Consider the following 20,160-nt stretch of genomic DNA (forward strand, 5'->3'; position numbering starts at 1 on the left):
TTCTACTTCAACCAATCTTTTAAATACTGATAGGCAGGTTCCAGCCCTGCTTTATTCTTAATTCCTTTATCTACTTGCGGACCGTTATTGATCCACTCATTTCCCGGGCCGGGTGAGTTTGAAAAGAACTTATCTTTCTCCGTCCAGTTGTCCTTGGCTTTGATAAAAGAAGAACCTTCATCAAAGTAGATGTACTGATAATGATCCGGAATGTGTGCGTACGGAGCCTTTTCTAAATGATGAATACTATTCCCTTCGATAAGCGTTTTTGGCTGGGCCGAAAGGGTGTAGATACCTCCTACATCGTACATATTTTCAGCAAAATGGTGGATCTCATTAGCTAACACCTGGTTGTTTTTCATGCAGGTAACTGTCCTGGTCCATCCCCAGCCCACGCAAATTCCGGAATAATTGATACGGCTTACTTCATTGTGAGCAATAACCACATCATGAACAAAGCCCGCACTGATCCCTACACAGCCCCAATCCTCGTTGGTCACGTTGGTGATCAGATTATTAGCAATCAATTCGTGCTGACTGACTTCACGTTCATCCGTAGGATCATAAGGTAAATGTGCCTCAAACTTCTCATCTCCAAAAAAACCGATCTGAATGCCTGTACCCCCAATATCCTCAAAAAGATTTCCTACAATTTCATTGTGATGTGTGCCGGAAATCAGATCTAGCCCCGTAGCAGCCATGTGCCTGAAGGAGCATCTTTCAAACCGAATATGATGTGCTCCTTCCAGCTCCACCCCTCCCGGCTGCCTTCCCAGCCAGGCCTGATTTTCCAAAGCAGCCTTATCCGGTGTGCCTGGTATTTTCAGCTTGTAAGCGTCTAGTAAATAGAATCCCGCCTGAAGGGGAACATGCCCGGCCTCTGAAGGTCTCATCCAGGTAGTATGCGCAAAATCCACACGCTCAAAATTGATATGCGAAACTGGCAAATCCGGTAGACCTGAAATATCAACTAAAGTTTCCAGGTAAGGGGCTATTACTTTTGTTTCATTAAGATTTTCTCCCTTTCTTGGCCAGTAGTAAATCTTGCCATTTTCGATATCCTGGTACCATTCACCCGGTGCATTCAGCAGCTCCGGAGCATTGACGAGATAAAAAGCTGAATTGCCATTTAACTCCTTTTTCTCATCAATGAAAGGTGCCGGCCATGGATGTTCAAACTCCACTCGACTCTCCGGCTGATGAAACTTTACAAGGGCTTTATTACCCTCTTTTTCTATGCTTTTTACTCTTAGATTAGCAATAGCCCACCACTGATGAATGACAAATTCAAGTTGCCCGATTTTTTTAAAGTCATAGTCAGGAACAGGTATGTAAAAAGACTGGTCCTTTTTATTCACTGATAAGATCCGATCCAGCTCGCCATCATTCAAGTTGCTGGCTCTGTTGGCTTTAACATCATTCACCCAAAGCTGGCGAAAGCTGATAGGTCTTCCTCCTACTTTTGGAGCAGGTGCAACCCAAAGTTCACCACGAGCTTTTTGAGGGAATCGGTCCATATCACTGGCTTTTTCCCATCCTGTTACCTGTACACCTCCGCTTATCAGTGGCCTTTGACCTCCATCGGAAATAATGAGCGTAGGGCTATCAGGTGTTCCGGAATCTTCGGGCCTCAATCTTACAGGTTCATTAAGCTGGTACGTACCTCCCTTAAGGTAAATGGTGATTCCACCAGCTACCGAAGGATCGTTCGTACGCCGAAGCTCTCTGGCCTTTCGTAAGGCCATGTGTAAGCTCTCATAGGGAGATTCTTTGGTGCCATCATTCAAGTCACTACCAGACGGAGCTACCCATATCTCAGTTTCTGCCGCAAGCCCGGCAGTCACAAACAGACAAAAAACTAATATTGCTATTTTTTTCATATGTTCAAAAGTCTACTGAAATAAGCGGTTTGCCACTAGGCGTGCCCCACCCAATTTTGATTGCGGCCAGCCAGGCATACCCGGTTGGACTGCGCGTCCCGGCATCATGCTCATTTCATATGTTCAAATTATTGGAATACAGACTTCAGATACCGGGTATTGGCTCCATAGTTACCTACTACATCACGAGGATTGCTGGCATCTCGTGATCGCTCGATCACCAGCCAGCCGCTCCATCCCATATCATCCAGGGTTTGTTTCACCTTGAGCATGTCAATACGCTCATTGTTTTCCAGCCACACCCTGTCCTCATCGGAAGCATGGATCATGCAGATACGGTCCTTTCCAGTTGTCCTCAGTTCATCGTGCAGATCCCTGCCATTTTGCAGAGCATTGGCAAAGTTGAAGTAGCTCTGAATGTTTTTGGAGCCAACCTCATCCAAAAACTTCACCTCACCAGCAGCATCCAGCGCCGTTTCTATACCGATCACCACTCCTGCCGCCTCTGCCCTTGGGGCAACAATATTTTTAAACTTATCCACCAAAATCGGTCTTAGTTCAGGGTTCTGCACCATATCGCCCCTCACCCCAAATGGCAAAAATGCTGTCTTTACTCCCATGAGCACCATTGTATTGATGGCATCATCCATCATCGGGGCAATGTCCCGCTCCGCCAGCGACTGGGCATAAAACCCTGACATGGCAATCGATGAAATCTTCAGGTTGTATTTGGCAGCCTCTTCCCTGAAAGCCTGCCGCTCCACTGGATTGCGAAGTTTGTTGTCAAAGGTCACCCGGTCTCCCAAACCACCCATATCCACTTCCACACCATCAGCTCCTATTTCGGAAGCACGCTTAAATGCTCCCAGTTTCTGACGCTTCAGGATCATCCAGTCGCATACTGCGACTTTGTATCGCTCATCTTTTTTGAAGAGATCAACCATAGATTCAGCCGATCTGCTTTCAGCCATCGCCACCGGTCCGGTAGCCAACGCAACTGTTGCCAGTGCTGATTTAGATAAAAAGGATCGCCTGGTAGTTTGTACTTTTCTTTTTGTTTTCATTAATACTAATGTTAAGACATTCTTCCTGCTGATCACGCTGATTTACGCAGATAGTCAATCATTTTAGTAACCAATAACATTCCACTTGCTCTGCGCTTATCTGCGTCATCTGCGGGAATTCATTTCATATTCCATGCTTGACCAGATAAACGGTCCTACACCCTTCGGATCATCATCACGGATCTTTTCACCAATGTAATACTCAAAGCTGCCATCTCGATTATTATCACCCCCCAACCCTGCGACTGCACAGCAGCGTGTCAGCGAAATGGTCCCGTCAGGATTCTCCCTGATGAACTCATCCAAAATCCCCCGATAGCCCTTATTAGCCACCTCCAGATATTCTTCAGATAAATATCCCTTGCGTACACCTTTATAAAGCGAATAAACGAACATGGACGATGCAGTAGCTTCCAGGTAATTACCTTCACGGTCTCCCTGATCCAGCACCTGATACCACACCCCTGAAGCCTCATCCTGCACGCTTTTGATGCCTCTTGCGGTTTTATTTAAAATCTCGATCAAGAGGGGTCGATCCGGGTGATCTTCCGGAAAATAGTCCAACACATCCACCAGTGCCATGGCAAACCAGCCTACGCTCCGACCCCAGAAATTGGGTGAAGTGCCTGTTACAGAATCTGCCCAGAGCATCGACCGGCTCTCATCCCAGCCGTGGTAATAAAGGCTCGTTTCAGGATCATAGGTATATTTATCAATCAGTCTAAACTGATTTGCTACATCTGTCAGCAACTCCGGCTCATCAAATACCTGTGCATATTGGGCCAAAAACGGCGCCCCCATGTACAGTCCGTCCAGCCACATCTGATGCGTATATCGCTTCTTATGCCAAAATCCACCCTCACTGGTTCGCGGGTGATGACGCATTGCTTCCCGTAGCGTTTTTGCCGCATCCAGGTACTTTTGCTCCCCCGTATATTCATACATCGGAAACAGGATCTTCCCCGGATTGATCATGTCGATATTGTGCCTGGCAGAGTCGAAAGTCACGATCACTCCACCTTCCTGAATCAATGTATCTGCATAATCCTCCGCATACTCGAAATATTTTTTGTTACCGGTATAATCGTACATATCGAGCATAGACTTGGCAATGATCCCATGCGTATAGCCCCAAAATGGAATCCTTATATCGTCCACCGTCCACAGTTCGGGAAACCGTACCATTTCCGAATCAGCCATGCGTACCGACATCTTTTCCGGTCGCTCTTTTTTCTGCGAGCACGCAAAAACTAAAAGCGGTATCAGTAATAGTATTTTTGTTATTTTATTCATCATCATTTCTTTCCTAATACTTCATACAATTCATCCAAACTTCTAATGGCTCCTTCGGGTAATGCCTTTCCTTCCGGACCAAAAACCTTCAGGGCATCAGCGGGCTCCACCACAATATCCGACTCATCAATCTCACCCAATTTGCTTTGGATCGCTTTGAGATTCAGTCCCAGCTTTTCAGCCATAAACTCATACATGGCCGTACGCTTCGATAATCCATAATCATGGCCCTCTTCCGGGAAATGTACATTTTGCACCTGGCTTTCAGCATCATAAAACCCATAAGTCCTCTTCACGAAAGGGTACTCCACCTCCGGCACCTGAAATGTCCAGTCCTTTCCATCTGAAATGATCAGCTGGGGTTTAGGAGCAAACATGGCTGCAATCTCCACGTTGCTAGTGCGTCCGCCACAGAGATGGATCGGCATGCCACTTTCACACGGACATCCCCCTGAATGAAAAGAAGATGTCATTACCACTGGCACACTCACAGCTATGCGGTCATCAATTGCCGCTACCAGCATGGTTTGTGAGCCTCCACCCGAACCACCGGTTATCCCAACGCGCATAGCATCAGCCTGCCTGTCTTTTAGCAGGTAATTCAAAAAGCTGATGGCATTGTTTGTCTGGATGGTATGAGCAATGCTTTTACGGTGTGAAGTGGAACCCACCTGCAACTCAGATTCGCCCCAGCCAAACAGATCATAACTTACCACGATTGCACCCATCTTTGCCAAACCGGCACATCGGGTCTGGATATCCTTGTTGTAGCGGCCATCACCAAAATGTCCGTTTGGAGAGATGATCACGGGTATTTTCCCATTGGCTGCAGCTGGCCGGAAGATCGAACCTGTTGCAAATAATCCGGGCACGGTTTCAAGCGCGATGTTTTGTACTATATAGCCTTTGTACTTTCGCTTTTTTCCCAGAATTACGTTTGGATCTTCAGCCCGCACGAGGTCTTTTAACCCCAGCGCTTCCACCATGCAGCTTTTCAATGCAGCTTTACGAGCTTCCCAGCTCGCCTTATCGTTATACAGCGTTTTCAGGTATTCCAGAGATGCAGCGCCTGCTTCCGGTGTGATCAGGTGATACTGAAAGGGTTTGATCTTGTATATTCCCTCGCCCTGGGTCACGAAAGTGTAGTCAAAGGGAGCCAATACGTTCTTTAGACTCTGTTCAATATTTCCAGGCGCCAGTCGCCAGTCAGCATATTTCAAAACAAAATCCTGAATATCTGCCTTTTTGTAATTGATACGTACCTGGTACCTTTCCTGCAAATCATCCAACACTTCCATCAATGGTCGGGCATAGTCCTGATCAGATGTCTGTGCCTGGGCCGTGATTACCACCAAGTTGATCAACAGAAATATGTAGCTGACTTTTCTCATTTGCTGGTTGATTGCATGGGGAATGAAAAAGCATGTGTACCTGAAGGCAGATCAACCTGAGGGTCACCCATGATTAATCCCTTAGGTACAATAAAGGTAGCAGAGCTATTTACCGGGATTTCCAAACTAATATTAAATTGATCGTTTTCGACCTTCCAGTCCACGGCAATTTTCCCATAGAGCGATTGAGTAGATGCTTTCACAAATGTGAGATCACCAACAATCTCAGGCTGGATGATAAAATGCTTAAAGCCTGGGCGTTCAGGATCAGGCTTGATCCCAGCAAGTGATTTGAAAAACCATTCCTCGATCTGTCCAAGCATAAAGTGGTTCCAGGAATTTCCACGTTCAGGATCCCACTGTTCCGTAAGTGTCGTGAGGCCATACTGCAATTGGTAACCATAACCCGGCACATCATAATGATTGACTATGTCATAAAGCAATTCATTTAATCCATTTTCAGCCAGAGTTTGGAACAGATACCTGTTACCCACATCACCTGTGGTGAGTCGATTACCATGTGCTTTGATATCTGCTACCAGGTTATCCAGAACAGCCTGCTTGTTTTCAGGGCTAACCAAACCAAGGTAGATCGCCACGGCATTACAGAATTGGCTTCCGGTTCCATATTGATTGGTTTCGGGATTGAAAAATTCCTGATTGAATGCAGTCTCCACCGAGTCTGCCAATGAAGCGTACTTACTGAAATCATTCCGTTTGCCGGTCAATTTGGCAACTTCAGCAAGCTTTTGAATGCACACATAATAGTGAGAAGTTGCTGATAAAGCTATTGGACTATTTTTTGAATAACCGGCAGCATGCTCACCATAGTCGTACCAGTCGCCCAGCCCATGGGAAACGATCCCGTTTTCTGCTCTGGACGTGAGGTAATCCACATATCGACGCATCACGTCATAATAGTTCTCGACCAAAGAAGCGTCTCCATAATATTGATAATACAACCACGGAACCATCACAGCAGCCGTGCCCCATTCCGGGGAATCCGTAAAGTCCGCTCCCCAGGATTCCCTGGAGAAGTTCACATATTCCGGTGCGATATTCGGAACCAACCCATTGGGTCGCTGAGCATCAGCCATGTCCTGCATTTCCTTGCGTAAGAGCTGTGTCAAATCATAATTGTATAACAGCCCGGGACCATTCAAATAAATTTCTTCCAGCCAACCGAGCTTTTCACGATGCGGACAATCCGTAAAAACTGCCTGCATGTTGCTCTTCATCGCATTATTAATCAAGGTGTGGGTTTTAGTAAAGATCTCATTCGAGCACTCAAATGATCCGATCTCCTCAGCATTGCTATAAATGAAATTGGACTTCAGATCCAACAATTCCGGTAAACCTGATTCATTGATTTCCTCCCCATAATGAACACCTTCCACCTGGATGTACTGATAGCCATAATAACTGAACCGTGGCTGCCAGGTTTCTTTACTATTTCCTTTCAGCGTGTATTGGTAAAAGTGCGGCCCGCCAGTGTTTTTCTGGGTCACCGTATGGTCATCCTTCAATCGCTCCCCGACGATCAGTTTTACCGTTTGTCCGGCTTTTCCCTTCACCGTAAGGGTGGGAAAGCCTGACAGGTTCTGTCCCATATCAAACACATAAGTGGCCGAATCAATATGGTAAGATTGCTTGATTTTAAACTGCTGCTGGATCTCCACAGCCGGAGCATGTTGAGGTTTTAAGCTTCCTTTTGGCGCATCCTGAATAATTACAGGCTTCCAGAACTCATCATCAAACCCGGGCATATTCCACCCTTCCGGTTCTAATCGTGCATCATAGTCTTCTCCTCCGAAAATATCATTGAACATGATCGGGCTCTCCACATATTTCCAGCTCATGTCAGAGGACCATTGCTGCTGAGTGCCATCTTCATAAGTCACTTCAAGCTGGAAAAGCAATGTGGGTGGCCCAAAACTCACCCAAAACTTGCGGTAGCGATCGCCCACAGCATTGTACATGCCATTTCCCAGGTGGACCCCAAAAGCATTTGCGCCCTGTTGAATTTCCTCTGTCAGCTCATAGGTATTGTAAAGCACCGTACGGTCATAGTCCGTCCAAAGCGGTGCAAACTGGCTTTTCCCAACCTTTTCACCATTCAGACTCAGCTCATAATGACCTAACCCCGAAATGTGCAGGATGGCTGACTTTACTTCGTTGGTCACGTTCAATTCTTTACGCAACATGATCGAACGCTTAGCCAAAGCAGGAATGCTATCATACATTTCGCGGTTTTTCCTGAGGGATGGGGCATGCCAGCCACGCCCTTTGGGCAAGTGTGCATTCTCCCGGCGAATCGCCCCGATCCATTGTGCGTTCAATGATTCCGGAACTGTTCTAAATGTGGTTTTAGATGAAGTGCTATTCCCTGACTGGTCCCAAACTGTTACTGCTACATCATATTTCTTTGAAGCTTCCAGGGCTTTCCCGCTATATATCACCCGTTGGCTTTGGCTGAAATTAACCTTCCCACTGTTCCAGAGTTCTTTACCCTTTTGAGATACAGAAAGTTGATATGCGGATTGAATGACACCATTTTCCTCTGAAGACAACTGCCATCTAAATCTAGGCCTTGTGGAACTCACATTGAGGGGGTTCTCCATATAGTCCACTGTCACCTCATCGATCTGCAATTTCGACTGGCTGCAGTTAGAAAAGAGACTGAGGCAAAGGGTAATGAAGAAGATATTTCGTAGTGTTATTAACATAACTTCACCCCTCTCAATCCCTCCTCAAGGTGAGATTAGGCCATTCCAGGGATTCGATTGGTGTTAGCTCCAATTTAGACGGATCGATCTTCACGTGTTTGATCCTTTCCCTTCTCCATGTATAAACCACATGCAGCATCCCATCAGAAGTTTGTATGATTGAAGGATATGAATACTGACTGATAGGTGAATCTTCCAGGATCAATGCAGCTGACCAGTCCTTACCATTTTCAGATACGGCCATGTGTAAAGGGGTTCTGGGTCCTTTGTAGTGACCCTCTGGATCAAGTGTATGATTGTAAACCAAAACATGACGGCCATCTTTCAAGGTCACAGCATCGGTACCGGAGTTGTTCTGAGGTAAACTGGTGAGCTGCACGTCTGACCAGGTCTGACCATAGTCATTGGAATATGCTGTAGCCAGTCTGCGGCTTTTGCTACGGGCCAGCATCTGAAGCTTTCCATCGCCATGGATCAGGATGCTCGGCTGGATCACGTCATGGTCTCCGTACTTTTCGCCTTTATTTATTGGTCCAACCATCTCCCAGGTTTGTCCAAAGTCTTTTGAAAGCTCAAAATGGACTTTCCATCCATCACCCTCCGTACTGCTACCGGCAATCAAGGTGCCATTATCAAGCAACACGGGCTTATTCTTCACCGGACCAATGAAGCCCTCCGGCAAAGCTTCCTGCTTTGACCATGTTTTGCCACCGTCTGACGACCGCCGCATAAAACCATACCACCTGGAAGGATGAGCACCGATTTTATAAAACAGCAAAAGATCACCCTCGGGCACCTGATAAAGAACAGGATTCCAGGTAGGATATCTTGTGGTATCCCCTTCGATGAATCCCTCTGCCACCCTCTGGGGGTCAGTCCAGTTGCCATTTTCTTTTCTGCAAACCCATATACATACATCAGGATTACGCTCTTTTGTACCTCCAAAAAAAGCAGTCACAAGTGTACCATCCGTTGTTTCTGCTATGGTAGAAGCATGACACGATGGGAATGAAGCAGTATCATAGACAAACTCATCTACTAGGATGCCACTCTTCCAGTCGGTTCTTTTATCCGGCTTACAGCCAAAAATGAGCAATAATGTGATTAATAGAAATACAAGCTTCTTTGGGTAGGTCATTTTTTGATTTTCGGATTTAAAAAACTGATTAATTCTACTTTTGTCAAGTTTGCAATTTGTATCAAACCCATACTCTACTATGATCATTCAATATAACTTAACAATATCGGATTAATTATCCAGCCAAATTAGCCCTGTAATCCTGAAAATGTATCCTGCTCTATCCTTTGCAAAATTTTGACATGACTTCTATCCTCCTTAATTCATAAACCACACCACTATTAAGCAAATAAATAATTATCTCATTTGGAAATATCCTATACGTAAATTATACATAATTGATAAAATATCAGTAAATTTGTATCTGTGATGCACATTTTGGATACAATAAATGGAGAACTAGTTAAATCCGAAATTGTAGTACCAGATACAAAAACACTTCCACTTAAAAAAGATGGGTGGAAATTTAATTGGAGGCAACTTTCAAAGGATAGTGAAATCTATGTTTTGCGTACAATTGATTCTCCAGGCAATATAGAAGGAGCTTTATGCCTAAGGATTGAATATGAAATGCTTATTATGGATGCACTTGAATTGGCACCTCATAATATTGGTCGGGGAAATAAACGTTATGATTATGTAGCTGGTTGTTTGATAGCATTTGCGTGCAGAGAAAGTTTTAAAATACCTGGAGATTATCAAGGCTTTTTAACGTTTGTATCTAAAACAAGCTTGATCAAATGGTATTCTGAAAAATATGGAGCCGAACTAGCACTTGGGCAGCGGATGTTCATCGATTGGGAGAATGGAGAAAAGCTGATAGAGAAGTATTTGAATAGAACTAAAATTGATTAGTCATGAAAAAACGAGCTAATGAACCAGAAGAAAGTGCCTTGACTGATAAAATGGATATTGGCACAAAGGGATTTGATGATTTTCAGGCTATTATATTAAACAGATCAAGGCAGCGTTCTGAAAATCAGAAAAGGAAAATCGACTTATCGACTTTCAAATATAGAATGGAAGATTATATCCATTCTGAAACGAATGACATCAGGCCAGTAGGCGATTTTTTAAGGGCAATTTTAAGATTGCTTAATATCCCACAGAATAGGTTTGCTAATTACATTGGTGTAAAACCTTCAAATTTGAGTAAACTGCTAAATGGAGAACGTTCAATAAATTATGATTTAGCATTGATTTTTGGCAGATTGTTCAATCATGATCCAATGCTATGGATTGAGATACAAGCAAAAAACGAAATAAATAGACTTCAGCATTCTGATAAAAATAAATATTCCGATTATTCATTAAATGATTTGATGGGTCTACATACATAAAAACGCGGTATAACAGAATACTAAAAAATTCTTTGGAACTACTGAAGAGTTTTGGATGAACCTCCAACGTGAATATGATCTTAGAAATGCGCATGCTGAAAAAGATGAGGAATTCAATAAGGTACAGAAATTCGAATTGGCCAGTCCTGCAAATGGCTAACTTGAAGGATTATGGATGCTTCATTAACTCCCTCCGGAAATATATGATGCCTAAAACTTGATTCTTACCATTTAAAGGTATTAACTACTCCTCTCCCCTAAAATCAAAATAGAGATTCATCACTTTACTTCGTTTTCTCCAGGAGTCATAGGGTCCATAATCGAAAAACATGTTTTTCTTTCCGGATGGTCCCATATTCCAGGGATCATTTGTTTTAGAACCTATTGGCGGAATGGCCTGCATAAAAGAAATATCCCCGTCAGGAAAAGGTGGTGAAAGCCTGGGGTCTTTGTCCTGCACAGGGGTAAAAAGCCTCAGAAAAACATCTTCCGACGAAGTGCCCACCACAAATGGCTGCTCTTTGGACTGAATTTCTGCCCAATACAGGTTTGCATGGTACCCTTTGAACTCAGGATAAACAACTGGTGAAACACCTGTCATTGTATTATTGTAGTCTTTTTGGTATAGACCAAGCTCCATTCCCTGCATACGGTTTTTCCAAACCCTGTATGGTCCTTTTCCCATCCATCTTACTCCTTCCACAAGCTCTTCCGGGTAATCGAAATTGACACCCATGTAATCAAAATGCGCATCGTATTCCTCAGGCACATAGTAGATTTCAAGATTGACCCAACCTGAGGGGTAAAATGTCCAGGTGAATTCTTTCATTCGGGATTCCTTATCGTCAAAGGAGCAGGTCAGGCTGAGTCCATCTCCTTCTTCTCCTATCCCGATCGATTTAAAAACCACCTTCCCAGCACTGAGAACGGGGCCATTATTAAAAGGGATCTCTCCTTTTTCATTGACTACTTTTTGAAGCAATCCGTTTTGTTTGCTAATAGTGAAGGCTATCGAACCTGCTCTCACCTGATAAGCACTATCATTTTCCGTGTAAGTCACCTTCTCCGAAACTTCGGAAGGCATTAGATCTTCCATGATATCTTTTGGCAAAGCAATAGGCCAGCCATGCGTATAAAGCTCTTCCCCACCCGGGCCATAAGCTGTGAGGTAAAGCACATCAAAGCTTTTCCAGTTATCAGGGAGATCCAGGCTTAATTCACCTTTACCGCCTGGTGGTACGGCAATTGCCGGTATGGAGCCTGTCAGTCCTTCAAGTTTCTGATGACCGCTCGGGCCTTCCAAATCTGTGAGCCTCCAGCTAAAGCGGCATTCTTTGAGGTTGGTGTATAAATACCTGTTTTCCACTTCAATGGTGCCGTCAAAAGCCAGGGTAATGTCTTCCTCGGTAAACTGAACGGGAGACCAGACCTCTTTAATAGTATAAAAGCTGGCTTCTCTTTCATGGAATGGCCCCAGAATCCCATCCGCAGCTTTTTCCCCGTAAGTATCAATCCTTCCATTCTGATCAGTTCGTACCACACCTTCATCAGCAAACACCCAAAGAAAGCCTCCGGCTGCTATCGGGTTATCCCAAATAAGCTCCCAGTAGTCGTATAAGCCTGCACCGGACCCTCCGTCATACAGACCGTGCAGAAATTCCGTTGGTAAAGTGATCTTGTGCCCATGCCAAAACGTCCCAACCCCATAATCATAAGGACGGTAATGCTGGGTAGCAATGCCATTAAATTCCTCCCATGGATGAGTGACTAATCGATCCTGAATATCGTATTGACCAAAAACTTCATCCAGCTCCGGATTGTGCCCGCCTTCGTTTCCATTATCCCAGATCACCACTGATGGATGGTTCACATCATGAGTCACCATCTCCTGTATCAACCTGACTCCTGACTCAGTATCGTAAGCATTGTGCCAACCTCCCAGCTCTTCAAGCACAAACATCCCCAGGGAGTCACAAACATCCAGGAAGTGTGCATCTGGAGGATAATGTGAGGTTCGGACGGCATTCATATTCATTTCCTTCATCAGCCTAATGTCATCAATGCTCATCTGCTTACTGGTAGTTCTACCCGACTCAGGCCAGAAAGAGTGGTGATTCACCCCTTTAAACCTGACCTTGACCCCATTTACATAAATACCATCCCGCTTGCGAATTTCAATGGTTCTGAACCCAAACCGTGTTTCAGTAACGTGCACCAATTTACCCTTGCTGAACAGCTCAAATCGTGCCTTGTATAAATTGGGCTTTTCAGGATTCCATGTGTTGATGTTTTTGATACTCGAGGCTATGGTAATTTTGCAGTCTTTTTTGCCTACCCCAGTAGAAAAAGGCTCACCTACAGGCTGGTCATCCAGGGTGAAAACCTGCACCCGGACCTGATCCGAAGCTCCTGATTTCTCCAGACAGACTTCCGCTGTGAAACTCCCGTTGGCTTTAGCGTCTATTGCTACACGTTTGATGTTTTGCTTTGGCTTTACTTCAAGAAAAACAGGACGAAAGACCCCACCAAATATCCAGTAATCAGCATAGCGTTCGGCTTTATTCACTGATTCATTTTCTGAGTGTTTGGAAACCCTCACTTCCAGTAAATTGGACTCCCCAAACTCAACCAACTTCGTAATATCATATCTGAAGCTGTAAAACGCTCCCTGATGAGTCTCCCCGACGAGCTTCCCATTGATCTTCACCTCCGTGTCGGTCATGGAGCCTTCAAAGACAATCTCAATTTGTTTACCTTTCCAGGATGCAGGCACACTAAACTCATGTTTGTAATAACCCACCTCCTTGCCTCGCTCATGATCTTTAGCATGACCATAATTGTAAGTACCAAAACCTTCCAACTCCCAGCAGGATGGCACATGGATTTTGGTCCAATCGCCACTATTTCTCCCTTCTGAAACTTTAAAGTCCCACATTACTTCATCCCCATATCCTTTCCCGGAAAGGTATTTGGTGATGGTTTCAGTCTGAGCAAACAAGGAACCGGAAAGGCCTCCCCATAAGAAAAGTGATGCAATAAAGTTTTTAGAAAATGTCATTTTAGATACCAACTTAAATCGAATGAAGCTAAGATAAACGGACTTTTAACCTGGATCATCCTGTGGTCTCCCGCGCTTCATTGTGATATAAAAAGTCGTGTTTGTTAGGGAGCGACTATTTTTTAATCACAAACTCATACGTACCAGATTGCACCTCAAAGAGGATTCGTCCATCCCTGGTTTCCAAATACCTGAAGTTACCATTACCGGATTGCTCTGACACCTTACTTTGATCCTCCGTGGGGAAATATACAATTGCACGGCTGTTGGCTGGAACGGTAATATTCCAGATCAGCTGATCCTCTTTTTTTTGCCAATGGCTGGCCACCAGTCCCTGAACCGATTCATAAGAAGCTTTGACATATTCTACATCTACACTAAACTCAGGCTTCATTTCAATCCTGGTAAACCCCGGCTCGATAGCTTTGATTCCTGTCAGGCTTTCGTAGTACCATACTATCAGGTCACCAAGGAGCATTACGTGGTTTTGAGAGTTCATTTTGGGGTTAGCCACATTGCCATGCCAAAGCTCCCAAATGGTGGTAGCTCCATTTTCGATCATGTAACCCCAGCTGGGATAGGTAGTGTTTGAGGCTATTTGGAAAGCCAGGTCAGGCCTTCCATGACTGGTAAGGGTACGCATCAACCACTGAGTGCCTATCAGCCCGGTACGCAGGTTACCATCGTTCTCCTCTTCGACGATCCTGACCAGATTATCAAATACCTTTTGCCGGTTTTCCTCACTCACAAGGCCAAAAACCAGAGGCAAGATCTGATCCGTCATTTTATTGTCTCCATAGTAGCCGTCTTCATGATAAAATGTCTTATTGAATGCTTCCCCGAGCTTTTTTCGTAGTTCCTGATATCCTGAAATATCCTCTTCTCTATCTACTATTTCAGCAAACCGTGACATCATTCCCATGAAGTAGAAATAATAGGCTGTAGAGATAAGCTTGCTCGGACGCTTTACGTCGGCATTTTTACCTACAGCTTCTTCTATGGTGGCGGGCGGCACACACCAGTCGCCATAGCTGTCCTTAGTCACGATGTGATCTTCATTCATATAGCGGGTTTTCATATAGTTTAGCCATTTTTTCATGGAGGCATAGTTTTCTTCAATGACCGACTTATCACCGGTTTGTCTATAAAGCATGTCTGCCACCATGAGGTAGGTACCAGGCCAGGTCATATTGTCGCTGTAGTAGTTCCAGTAAGCCGGAGCTACATCCGGCAATGCACCATCAGCCTTTTGTGAATGTCTGATATCTTCCAGCCATTTAGCATAAATACGATCGTTATCAAACATAAAGCTTTCGCCATAACAGCCTGTTGATCGATCACCTAACCAGGGTTGGCGTTCATTTCGCTGCGGACAGTCTACAGGCATCCCTTTGTAGTTACCGGCTATGCCCCACCAGGCATTTTGATAGATCCGGTTCAGTACCGGATTGGATGACTCAAAATTTCCAATGGTCTCAATATCATCATAGATCATTTTTCCAATGAAATCATCTACAGTCGGCACTCCTGGATACCCTGTAATCTCCACGCAGCGAAAGCCATGGTAGGTAAAAGTTGGTTCCCAAACTTCCAGTCCATCACCGTTGAGGATATAAGTATCGGTAACTCTGGCATCACGAAGGTTGGTCATGAATAAGCTGCCATCTTCATTCAGTGACTCAGCAAAACGCAACGTAACCTTATCCCCTCTTTTTCCGGAAACCTTCATCTGCACCCAGCCGACCATATTCTGTCCCATGTCCATTATGTATGTATCGGCCTTAAGCCGGGTTATAGCTACAGGTTTCACCTCTCGCATCACCTTCATGTTGTCATTCATCTGTGCCTCATAATCTCCTCCCGGCTCCAGCATATACTCCACATCCAGCCAGCCTGAGTCATCAAAACCAGCCATTGTCCAACCTGAAAACTCTTTTCGGGCATCGTAATGCTCGCCATCATATTCATTGTTATTTCGGATCGGACCATCTGCCGTCCCTTTCCACTCGGTGCTGGAGTAAACCACATCTTTGGTGCCATCTGCGTAGTTTATCTCCATGTGAAAGATCAACTTTGGTAAACCATAATGCTTGATCTTATAAGGTTTATATCTTGGCCGCATCGTGAAGTACCTGCCATTGCCGAGCGTTACGCCTACAGCGTTTTGACCATTTTTAAGGTAATCGGTCACATCATACACATTGTATTTGACGTTTTCCAGATAATCAGTAGGAGTTGGAGCCAGTACAGCATCACCTACCTTATCTCCGTTGAGGTACATTTCATAAAGCCCCAGGCCTGAGATGTAAGCCGTTGCTGATTTGATCTCTTTTTTAGCTTCAAACTCCTTGCGGAGATATCTGGCTCCCATCGTTGGAAACTTCTCGACACTTTCCCATGGAAATGGCTCCTGAAAGCCAATCCACCTGCCCCACCAGTCTTTGTAGTGCAAAAAGCCGACACTAAAGTAAGCTGGCTCACTCCATTGGGTAGTACCCTTATTAGTCCGGACTTTTACCATCCAGTAGCAATTGTCACGACTCTTTAACAAGTCACCTCCGTATGGTATATGCAAATTATCATTGGAAATGACCATCCCGGAATTCCAAAGGTCGGCACCTTCAGGCGTTAATTTTTCAGGTGATGTGGCTACCAATATTTGATAAGCTTTTTGATAAACTGCATTTTGGTCCGATTCCAGCTTCCAGCTAAAACGAGGATTACTGGTATCAATTCCGACTGGATCAATCAACCTTTCAGTCCGTAGGCCTACTATTTTAATCGCCTCATTTTCAAGTAATTCCGGCTTTTCTGCACAGGACCATAGCCCAAGACAAAATGTAACAATTACTATCGGTAGAGCTTTCATAGTCCTAGAGGTTTCCCGTTACCTTTTCCAGTTTATCAGAGGAAGCTATTAATCGACCATCCGCAAAAACCTGCAAACCCTTTCCAACTCCGTATTTAGTTCCATCCCGGTCCCACACAATAGTCAGGATCTTATTATGATATTTCACATTATCCAATGCAAACCAATCCCATTTATCTTCGGGCAGAAGCGGACTTACTTCTACCACATCATCCTGTCTCGGCCGCAACCCAACCAACCCGGTAATGATAAGGTCATTGAAAGTTGAGTGATTGTAATACCTGCTACGTTCCTGATCGCCCTTCAACCAGTACCCGGTCTTTTCATCCAGATACTCTCCGATATATGGGCGGCCCCTGTAGTATTGAGATTCTACGTATGTTTCCAGCAGGTCAAAATACAGAGAATCACTAACCACATCCTGTTCGTAATCATTAAGCAGATTAGCCATGCCAGTGAGCGTCTGAGAAGTTGCAAACGGCCAGACCGCTCCATCCCACTCGCAGTTACAGCAGCCATGCGTACGAAACTCCGGGTGACGTCTCTCTGCAGTGGTCAGGCCGAATGGAGCCAGAAAACCATCCGTGTCCCTGACCTGCCGCCAGGCTACAGACTTATCCTCAGTGGGCAACTCAAAATACCAGGGAATATAGCCTATTGCTTCACGCACTCCAGCGTAAGTGCCGTCCTCTTTTACGGTTTCGTAAAAGCTTATCTCAGGATTCCAAAGTACCGTATCCACCAGAGCTTTGATGGTATCTGCTTTGGCCCGATACAAGGTTTCTATCCTCGGATCTCCTTCTAATTTTGCCATCTCGGCTATAGCCAGTGCATTGCCATACATGTAGGAATTAATTGTTGGTCGGGCATTCTTTATATGGCGTCCGCCGCTGATCTGCTCTTCCATCCCGTCCTTGACATCATGTTGCCAAAACAGGCCATTGTCCAGTCGGCACTCCGCTTCCCATCGTTTATAATCTGCAACAAAATCAGGATACATATCCAGCAGATAGGCAGTGTCTTTATTCACCAAAAATCGCTCGTAAGTAGCATAAGGTGTCCAGCTACTAAACTTATGCAGCTTTTTCATGGGCTCACCTTCATTACCCCTATACCATATTATGATGTAATCTTCGATATACTTCTCGTCATGAAGCCACCGGGACTCTGCAATGTGATGCCCCAGTGCACAGCTGATAAGGTTATATTTATCAGAATAGGACCGCTCAACTAAAAACTCAGTCATAGCAAAACCGAGCGGTGTTTCTTTGATATGTTTCCGCAAGGTCCACCAGCGGTAATAGTAGATTTCCTCAAAATTATGCTGCGGACATTCGAAAAGCGGGATATTGGTTTTCATCCATTCCCAGGACTCAGCATTTGGTATGGCCTGAGTAATATTTTCATCTTCCATGGAGTTGAAAAGGTCAACATAATGCCGATAGTTTTCCGCCTTGAGCACAGGCGTGTCAGGCGGTTGTGTACAGGCCAGCCAAAACAAGTTGAGAACAAGGAACGAAAATTGACTTATCTTATTCAGAAGTTTCATAGAGAGTTTTGATAAAGATCTGCTCTTCTTACAAATATTGAAAGGTATAAGAAAACTACTATCCTGTTCTAACAGGTTGGATTATCAAAATGAAATCTATTCCGTCCTCAAAGACCTGATTAGAAACTCTGCTTCCCGTGTCCATTTACCAGCACCCTCTACATCATAATCCTGATCGGTTGGGGTGTCGGCATTGGGGAACCTCCTCACCTCGCCCGTACGAAAGACTACCCGTTCAATCTCATGAACCGGAGCAAAGAAAATTCTTCCTTCTGCTTTTTTATCATTCACTTCCAAAGAATATAATCTGGTTTCCACATCCAGATTAACCCTGATCCGGTAAGTTTCCCCCTTATTGTATTCTAAAAACCCCGAGTTTCGATAGCCATTTTTGTATTTCAATACGCCATCATTATCAAATATCAATCTAACAGCGGGGCTTCCTTTACGATCCTGAAATTCAATGTGCAGCAGTCCATGATCATTTTGCTGAGGCACTAGCTCCATTTCCACCCTCAGCTTTTTAGATGTTGGTACCACACGAGTAAGCCTGGCATAATCAAAAGGGTCTTTATCCTTCAAACTCACTGCACCCTCACCTATGGAAACCGGAGCCCAGACAGGACTGAAAATATTGTAAAGTTTCAGGTCTTCAATGGTTTTAACATTACTGAAATCATCGTTCGCATGGCTGGAAGCAGCCGAGGTAATAGGTACCGGAACCGCTGATATCCACATGTCTTCCTTATTCATGCTGTATGTCACCCACATCTTTCCGTCTGAAGGTATACCATTACCTTCCAGAATACCACGTACATACTGGGGACCATAACTTTTATAATTGCCGCCATACCGCATGGTGGTGATCTCCCCATTAATGAGCAGCAAGTTGGTGTACTCCAGCCCATCCTCACTGACAGACACCGCCAAAGGCCACCGAAACTCTGACGGATTGTAAACCGTAGCAAAGCGACCATCAGAGGTTTTCTGTCCCCAGATCTTAGCGTTTTTGGTCACAAAGCCAGGAGCTCTGTCAGGTCTTGGCCATGATTTGCCGTCATCGGTGCTAATAGAACTCAGGCCGTGCTTCCATAAGCCTACCACTCTGCCATCATCCAGATGATAATAGCTCAAGGCCTTAAACTGTTTCTTGTAAGGAATTAGGGGATCATCCCTGTCTGCTTCTTCTACCCACTGCTGCATCATCAGAGGATTGCCCAGCAGCTCCTCACAAGCCTTCACAAATCCTTTGTCTTTACTTTTCTTATAAAATGGATAGTTGGTATTATTATCATTCCAGCCATGATTGTACCGGATGAAATAGATGGGGCCAAATGAACCATCATCATAAATTTCACGAACTACCCTGCCTATGCCATTCCCGTCATTGGGGCTATCTTTTTTATTCATGGATATGCCATAATAAGCAACCGTTACCAGACGATCAGAACTGCTCACGAAAAAACCCATTCGCTGGTGCATCACCGCATACCAGTCATGAGCTACCTTGTCAACTCCCTCTTTTTGAAAGCCTTCCGGTAGCTTATAGTTTGGAAACAAAACCTGCGGCATATCCCAGTCATATCCATTGTCGGAGGTTAATAAAAAGGTTTTTCCCGGAGGAATGTGTTCGCCGATGGGGTCAGAAAGGTATTGCAGGTAAAAAGTACCCTTCCAGTATGCCAGGTTTGGAGCATGGTTGTACGTCCACCCAAAACCATCCGCACTGTCGGGAAACTCCCGGTTGGCTCTCAACACCTGAATGTTGTGCGTACCCACAGCAGGTTGAAGCTGACCGTGGTGGTAATCTATATTAGACAGTGTCTCTCCGGTATAGCGAACCTCACCATCCTGAGCCATGAGGCTTAGTGACAAAAGGGTTAAACAAACCCCAAAAATATGTTTACAGCTT

At 44.7% G+C, this 20,160-nt stretch carries 12 protein-coding genes; 2 read left to right on the forward strand and 10 right to left on the reverse strand.

What is annotated here, in order from left to right; genetic code table 11:
• Positions 1–2 precede the first annotated feature (2 nt).
• The 6 genes from AC3E9V_RS14075 to AC3E9V_RS14100 form a co-directional block, all read right to left on the reverse strand.
• On the reverse strand, positions 3–1,880 hold the full coding sequence (locus AC3E9V_RS14075) for a right-handed parallel beta-helix repeat-containing protein (protein ID WP_488748764.1): 1,878 nt from the start codon (positions 1,878–1,880) through the stop codon (positions 3–5).
• Between the two features lie 128 nt (positions 1,881–2,008).
• On the reverse strand, positions 2,009–2,944 hold the full coding sequence (locus AC3E9V_RS14080) for a sugar phosphate isomerase/epimerase family protein (RefSeq protein ID WP_488748765.1): 936 nt from the start codon (positions 2,942–2,944) through the stop codon (positions 2,009–2,011).
• Between the two features lie 105 nt (positions 2,945–3,049).
• Positions 3,050–4,144: a glycoside hydrolase family 88/105 protein gene (locus tag AC3E9V_RS14085; protein WP_488748766.1), complete on the reverse strand. Its 1,095-nt coding sequence runs from the start codon at positions 4,142–4,144 to the stop codon at positions 3,050–3,052.
• Positions 4,145–4,239: 95 nt separating this feature from the next.
• The gene (locus AC3E9V_RS14090; protein ID WP_488748767.1) at positions 4,240–5,628 is read right to left on the reverse strand and encodes an alpha/beta hydrolase family protein; all 1,389 of its coding nucleotides are present in this window, start codon (positions 5,626–5,628) and stop codon (positions 4,240–4,242) included.
• The gene (locus tag AC3E9V_RS14095; RefSeq protein ID WP_488748768.1) at positions 5,625–8,354 is read right to left on the reverse strand and encodes a glycoside hydrolase family 78 protein; all 2,730 of its coding nucleotides are present in this window, start codon (positions 8,352–8,354) and stop codon (positions 5,625–5,627) included. Before AC3E9V_RS14095 ends, AC3E9V_RS14090 begins: the two co-directional genes overlap by 4 nt.
• Before the next feature lie 13 nt (positions 8,355–8,367).
• Entirely contained in the window at positions 8,368–9,492 is a 1,125-nt protein-coding gene (locus AC3E9V_RS14100; RefSeq protein ID WP_488748769.1) for a sialidase family protein, read from the reverse strand.
• Between the two features lie 306 nt (positions 9,493–9,798).
• Here AC3E9V_RS14100 and AC3E9V_RS14105 point away from each other — a divergent pair, with 306 nt between their 5' ends.
• Together AC3E9V_RS14105 and AC3E9V_RS14110 are read left to right on the forward strand one after the other, a co-directional pair.
• A complete protein-coding gene (locus AC3E9V_RS14105) occupies positions 9,799–10,287 on the forward strand; it encodes a hypothetical protein (protein WP_488748770.1) in 489 nt (162 codons plus the stop codon).
• Between the two features lie 2 nt (positions 10,288–10,289).
• Positions 10,290–10,772, forward strand: a complete 483-nt coding sequence (locus AC3E9V_RS14110) for a helix-turn-helix transcriptional regulator (RefSeq protein WP_488748771.1) — start codon at positions 10,290–10,292, stop codon at positions 10,770–10,772.
• A 244-nt stretch (positions 10,773–11,016) separates the two neighbouring features.
• On the opposite strand, the gene AC3E9V_RS14115 is transcribed toward AC3E9V_RS14110, so the two are convergent.
• The 4 genes from AC3E9V_RS14115 to AC3E9V_RS14130 all read right to left on the reverse strand — a co-directional run bounded on the left by AC3E9V_RS14115 (position 11,017) and on the right by AC3E9V_RS14130 (position 20,123).
• Entirely contained in the window at positions 11,017–13,830 is a 2,814-nt protein-coding gene (locus tag AC3E9V_RS14115) for a glycoside hydrolase family 2 protein (RefSeq protein WP_488748772.1), read from the reverse strand.
• A 115-nt stretch (positions 13,831–13,945) separates the two neighbouring features.
• Entirely contained in the window at positions 13,946–16,699 is a 2,754-nt protein-coding gene (locus tag AC3E9V_RS14120; protein ID WP_488748773.1) for an alpha-L-rhamnosidase, read from the reverse strand.
• Between the two features lie 4 nt (positions 16,700–16,703).
• The gene (locus tag AC3E9V_RS14125; RefSeq protein ID WP_488748774.1) at positions 16,704–18,248 is read right to left on the reverse strand and encodes an MGH1-like glycoside hydrolase domain-containing protein; all 1,545 of its coding nucleotides are present in this window, start codon (positions 18,246–18,248) and stop codon (positions 16,704–16,706) included.
• 96 nt (positions 18,249–18,344) lie between these two features.
• Entirely contained in the window at positions 18,345–20,123 is a 1,779-nt protein-coding gene (locus AC3E9V_RS14130) for a six-hairpin glycosidase (RefSeq protein WP_488748775.1), read from the reverse strand.
• Between the last annotated feature and the right edge of the window lie 37 nt (positions 20,124–20,160).

The sequence above is a fragment of the Marinoscillum sp. HNIBRBA16962 genome, assembly GCF_057801515.1.

Coding starts and splice junctions, on each gene's coding strand:
- AC3E9V_RS14075 (WP_488748764.1), bottom strand. CDS start 1,880: ATGAAAAAAATAGCAATATTAGTTTTTTGTCTGTTTGTGACTGCCGGG.
- AC3E9V_RS14080 (WP_488748765.1), bottom strand. CDS start 2,944: ATGAAAACAAAAAGAAAAGTACAAACTACCAGGCGATCCTTTTTATCT.
- AC3E9V_RS14085 (WP_488748766.1), bottom strand. CDS start 4,144: ATGGCTGATTCGGAAATGGTACGGTTTCCCGAACTGTGGACGGTGGAC.
- AC3E9V_RS14090 (WP_488748767.1), bottom strand. CDS start 5,628: ATGAGAAAAGTCAGCTACATATTTCTGTTGATCAACTTGGTGGTAATC.
- AC3E9V_RS14095 (WP_488748768.1), bottom strand. CDS start 8,354: ATGTTAATAACACTACGAAATATCTTCTTCATTACCCTTTGCCTCAGT.
- AC3E9V_RS14100 (WP_488748769.1), bottom strand. CDS start 9,492: ATGACCTACCCAAAGAAGCTTGTATTTCTATTAATCACATTATTGCTC.
- AC3E9V_RS14110 (WP_488748771.1), top strand. CDS start 10,290: ATGAAAAAACGAGCTAATGAACCAGAAGAAAGTGCCTTGACTGATAAA.
- AC3E9V_RS14115 (WP_488748772.1), bottom strand. CDS start 13,830: ATGACATTTTCTAAAAACTTTATTGCATCACTTTTCTTATGGGGAGGC.
- AC3E9V_RS14120 (WP_488748773.1), bottom strand. CDS start 16,699: ATGAAAGCTCTACCGATAGTAATTGTTACATTTTGTCTTGGGCTATGG.
- AC3E9V_RS14125 (WP_488748774.1), bottom strand. CDS start 18,248: ATGAAACTTCTGAATAAGATAAGTCAATTTTCGTTCCTTGTTCTCAAC.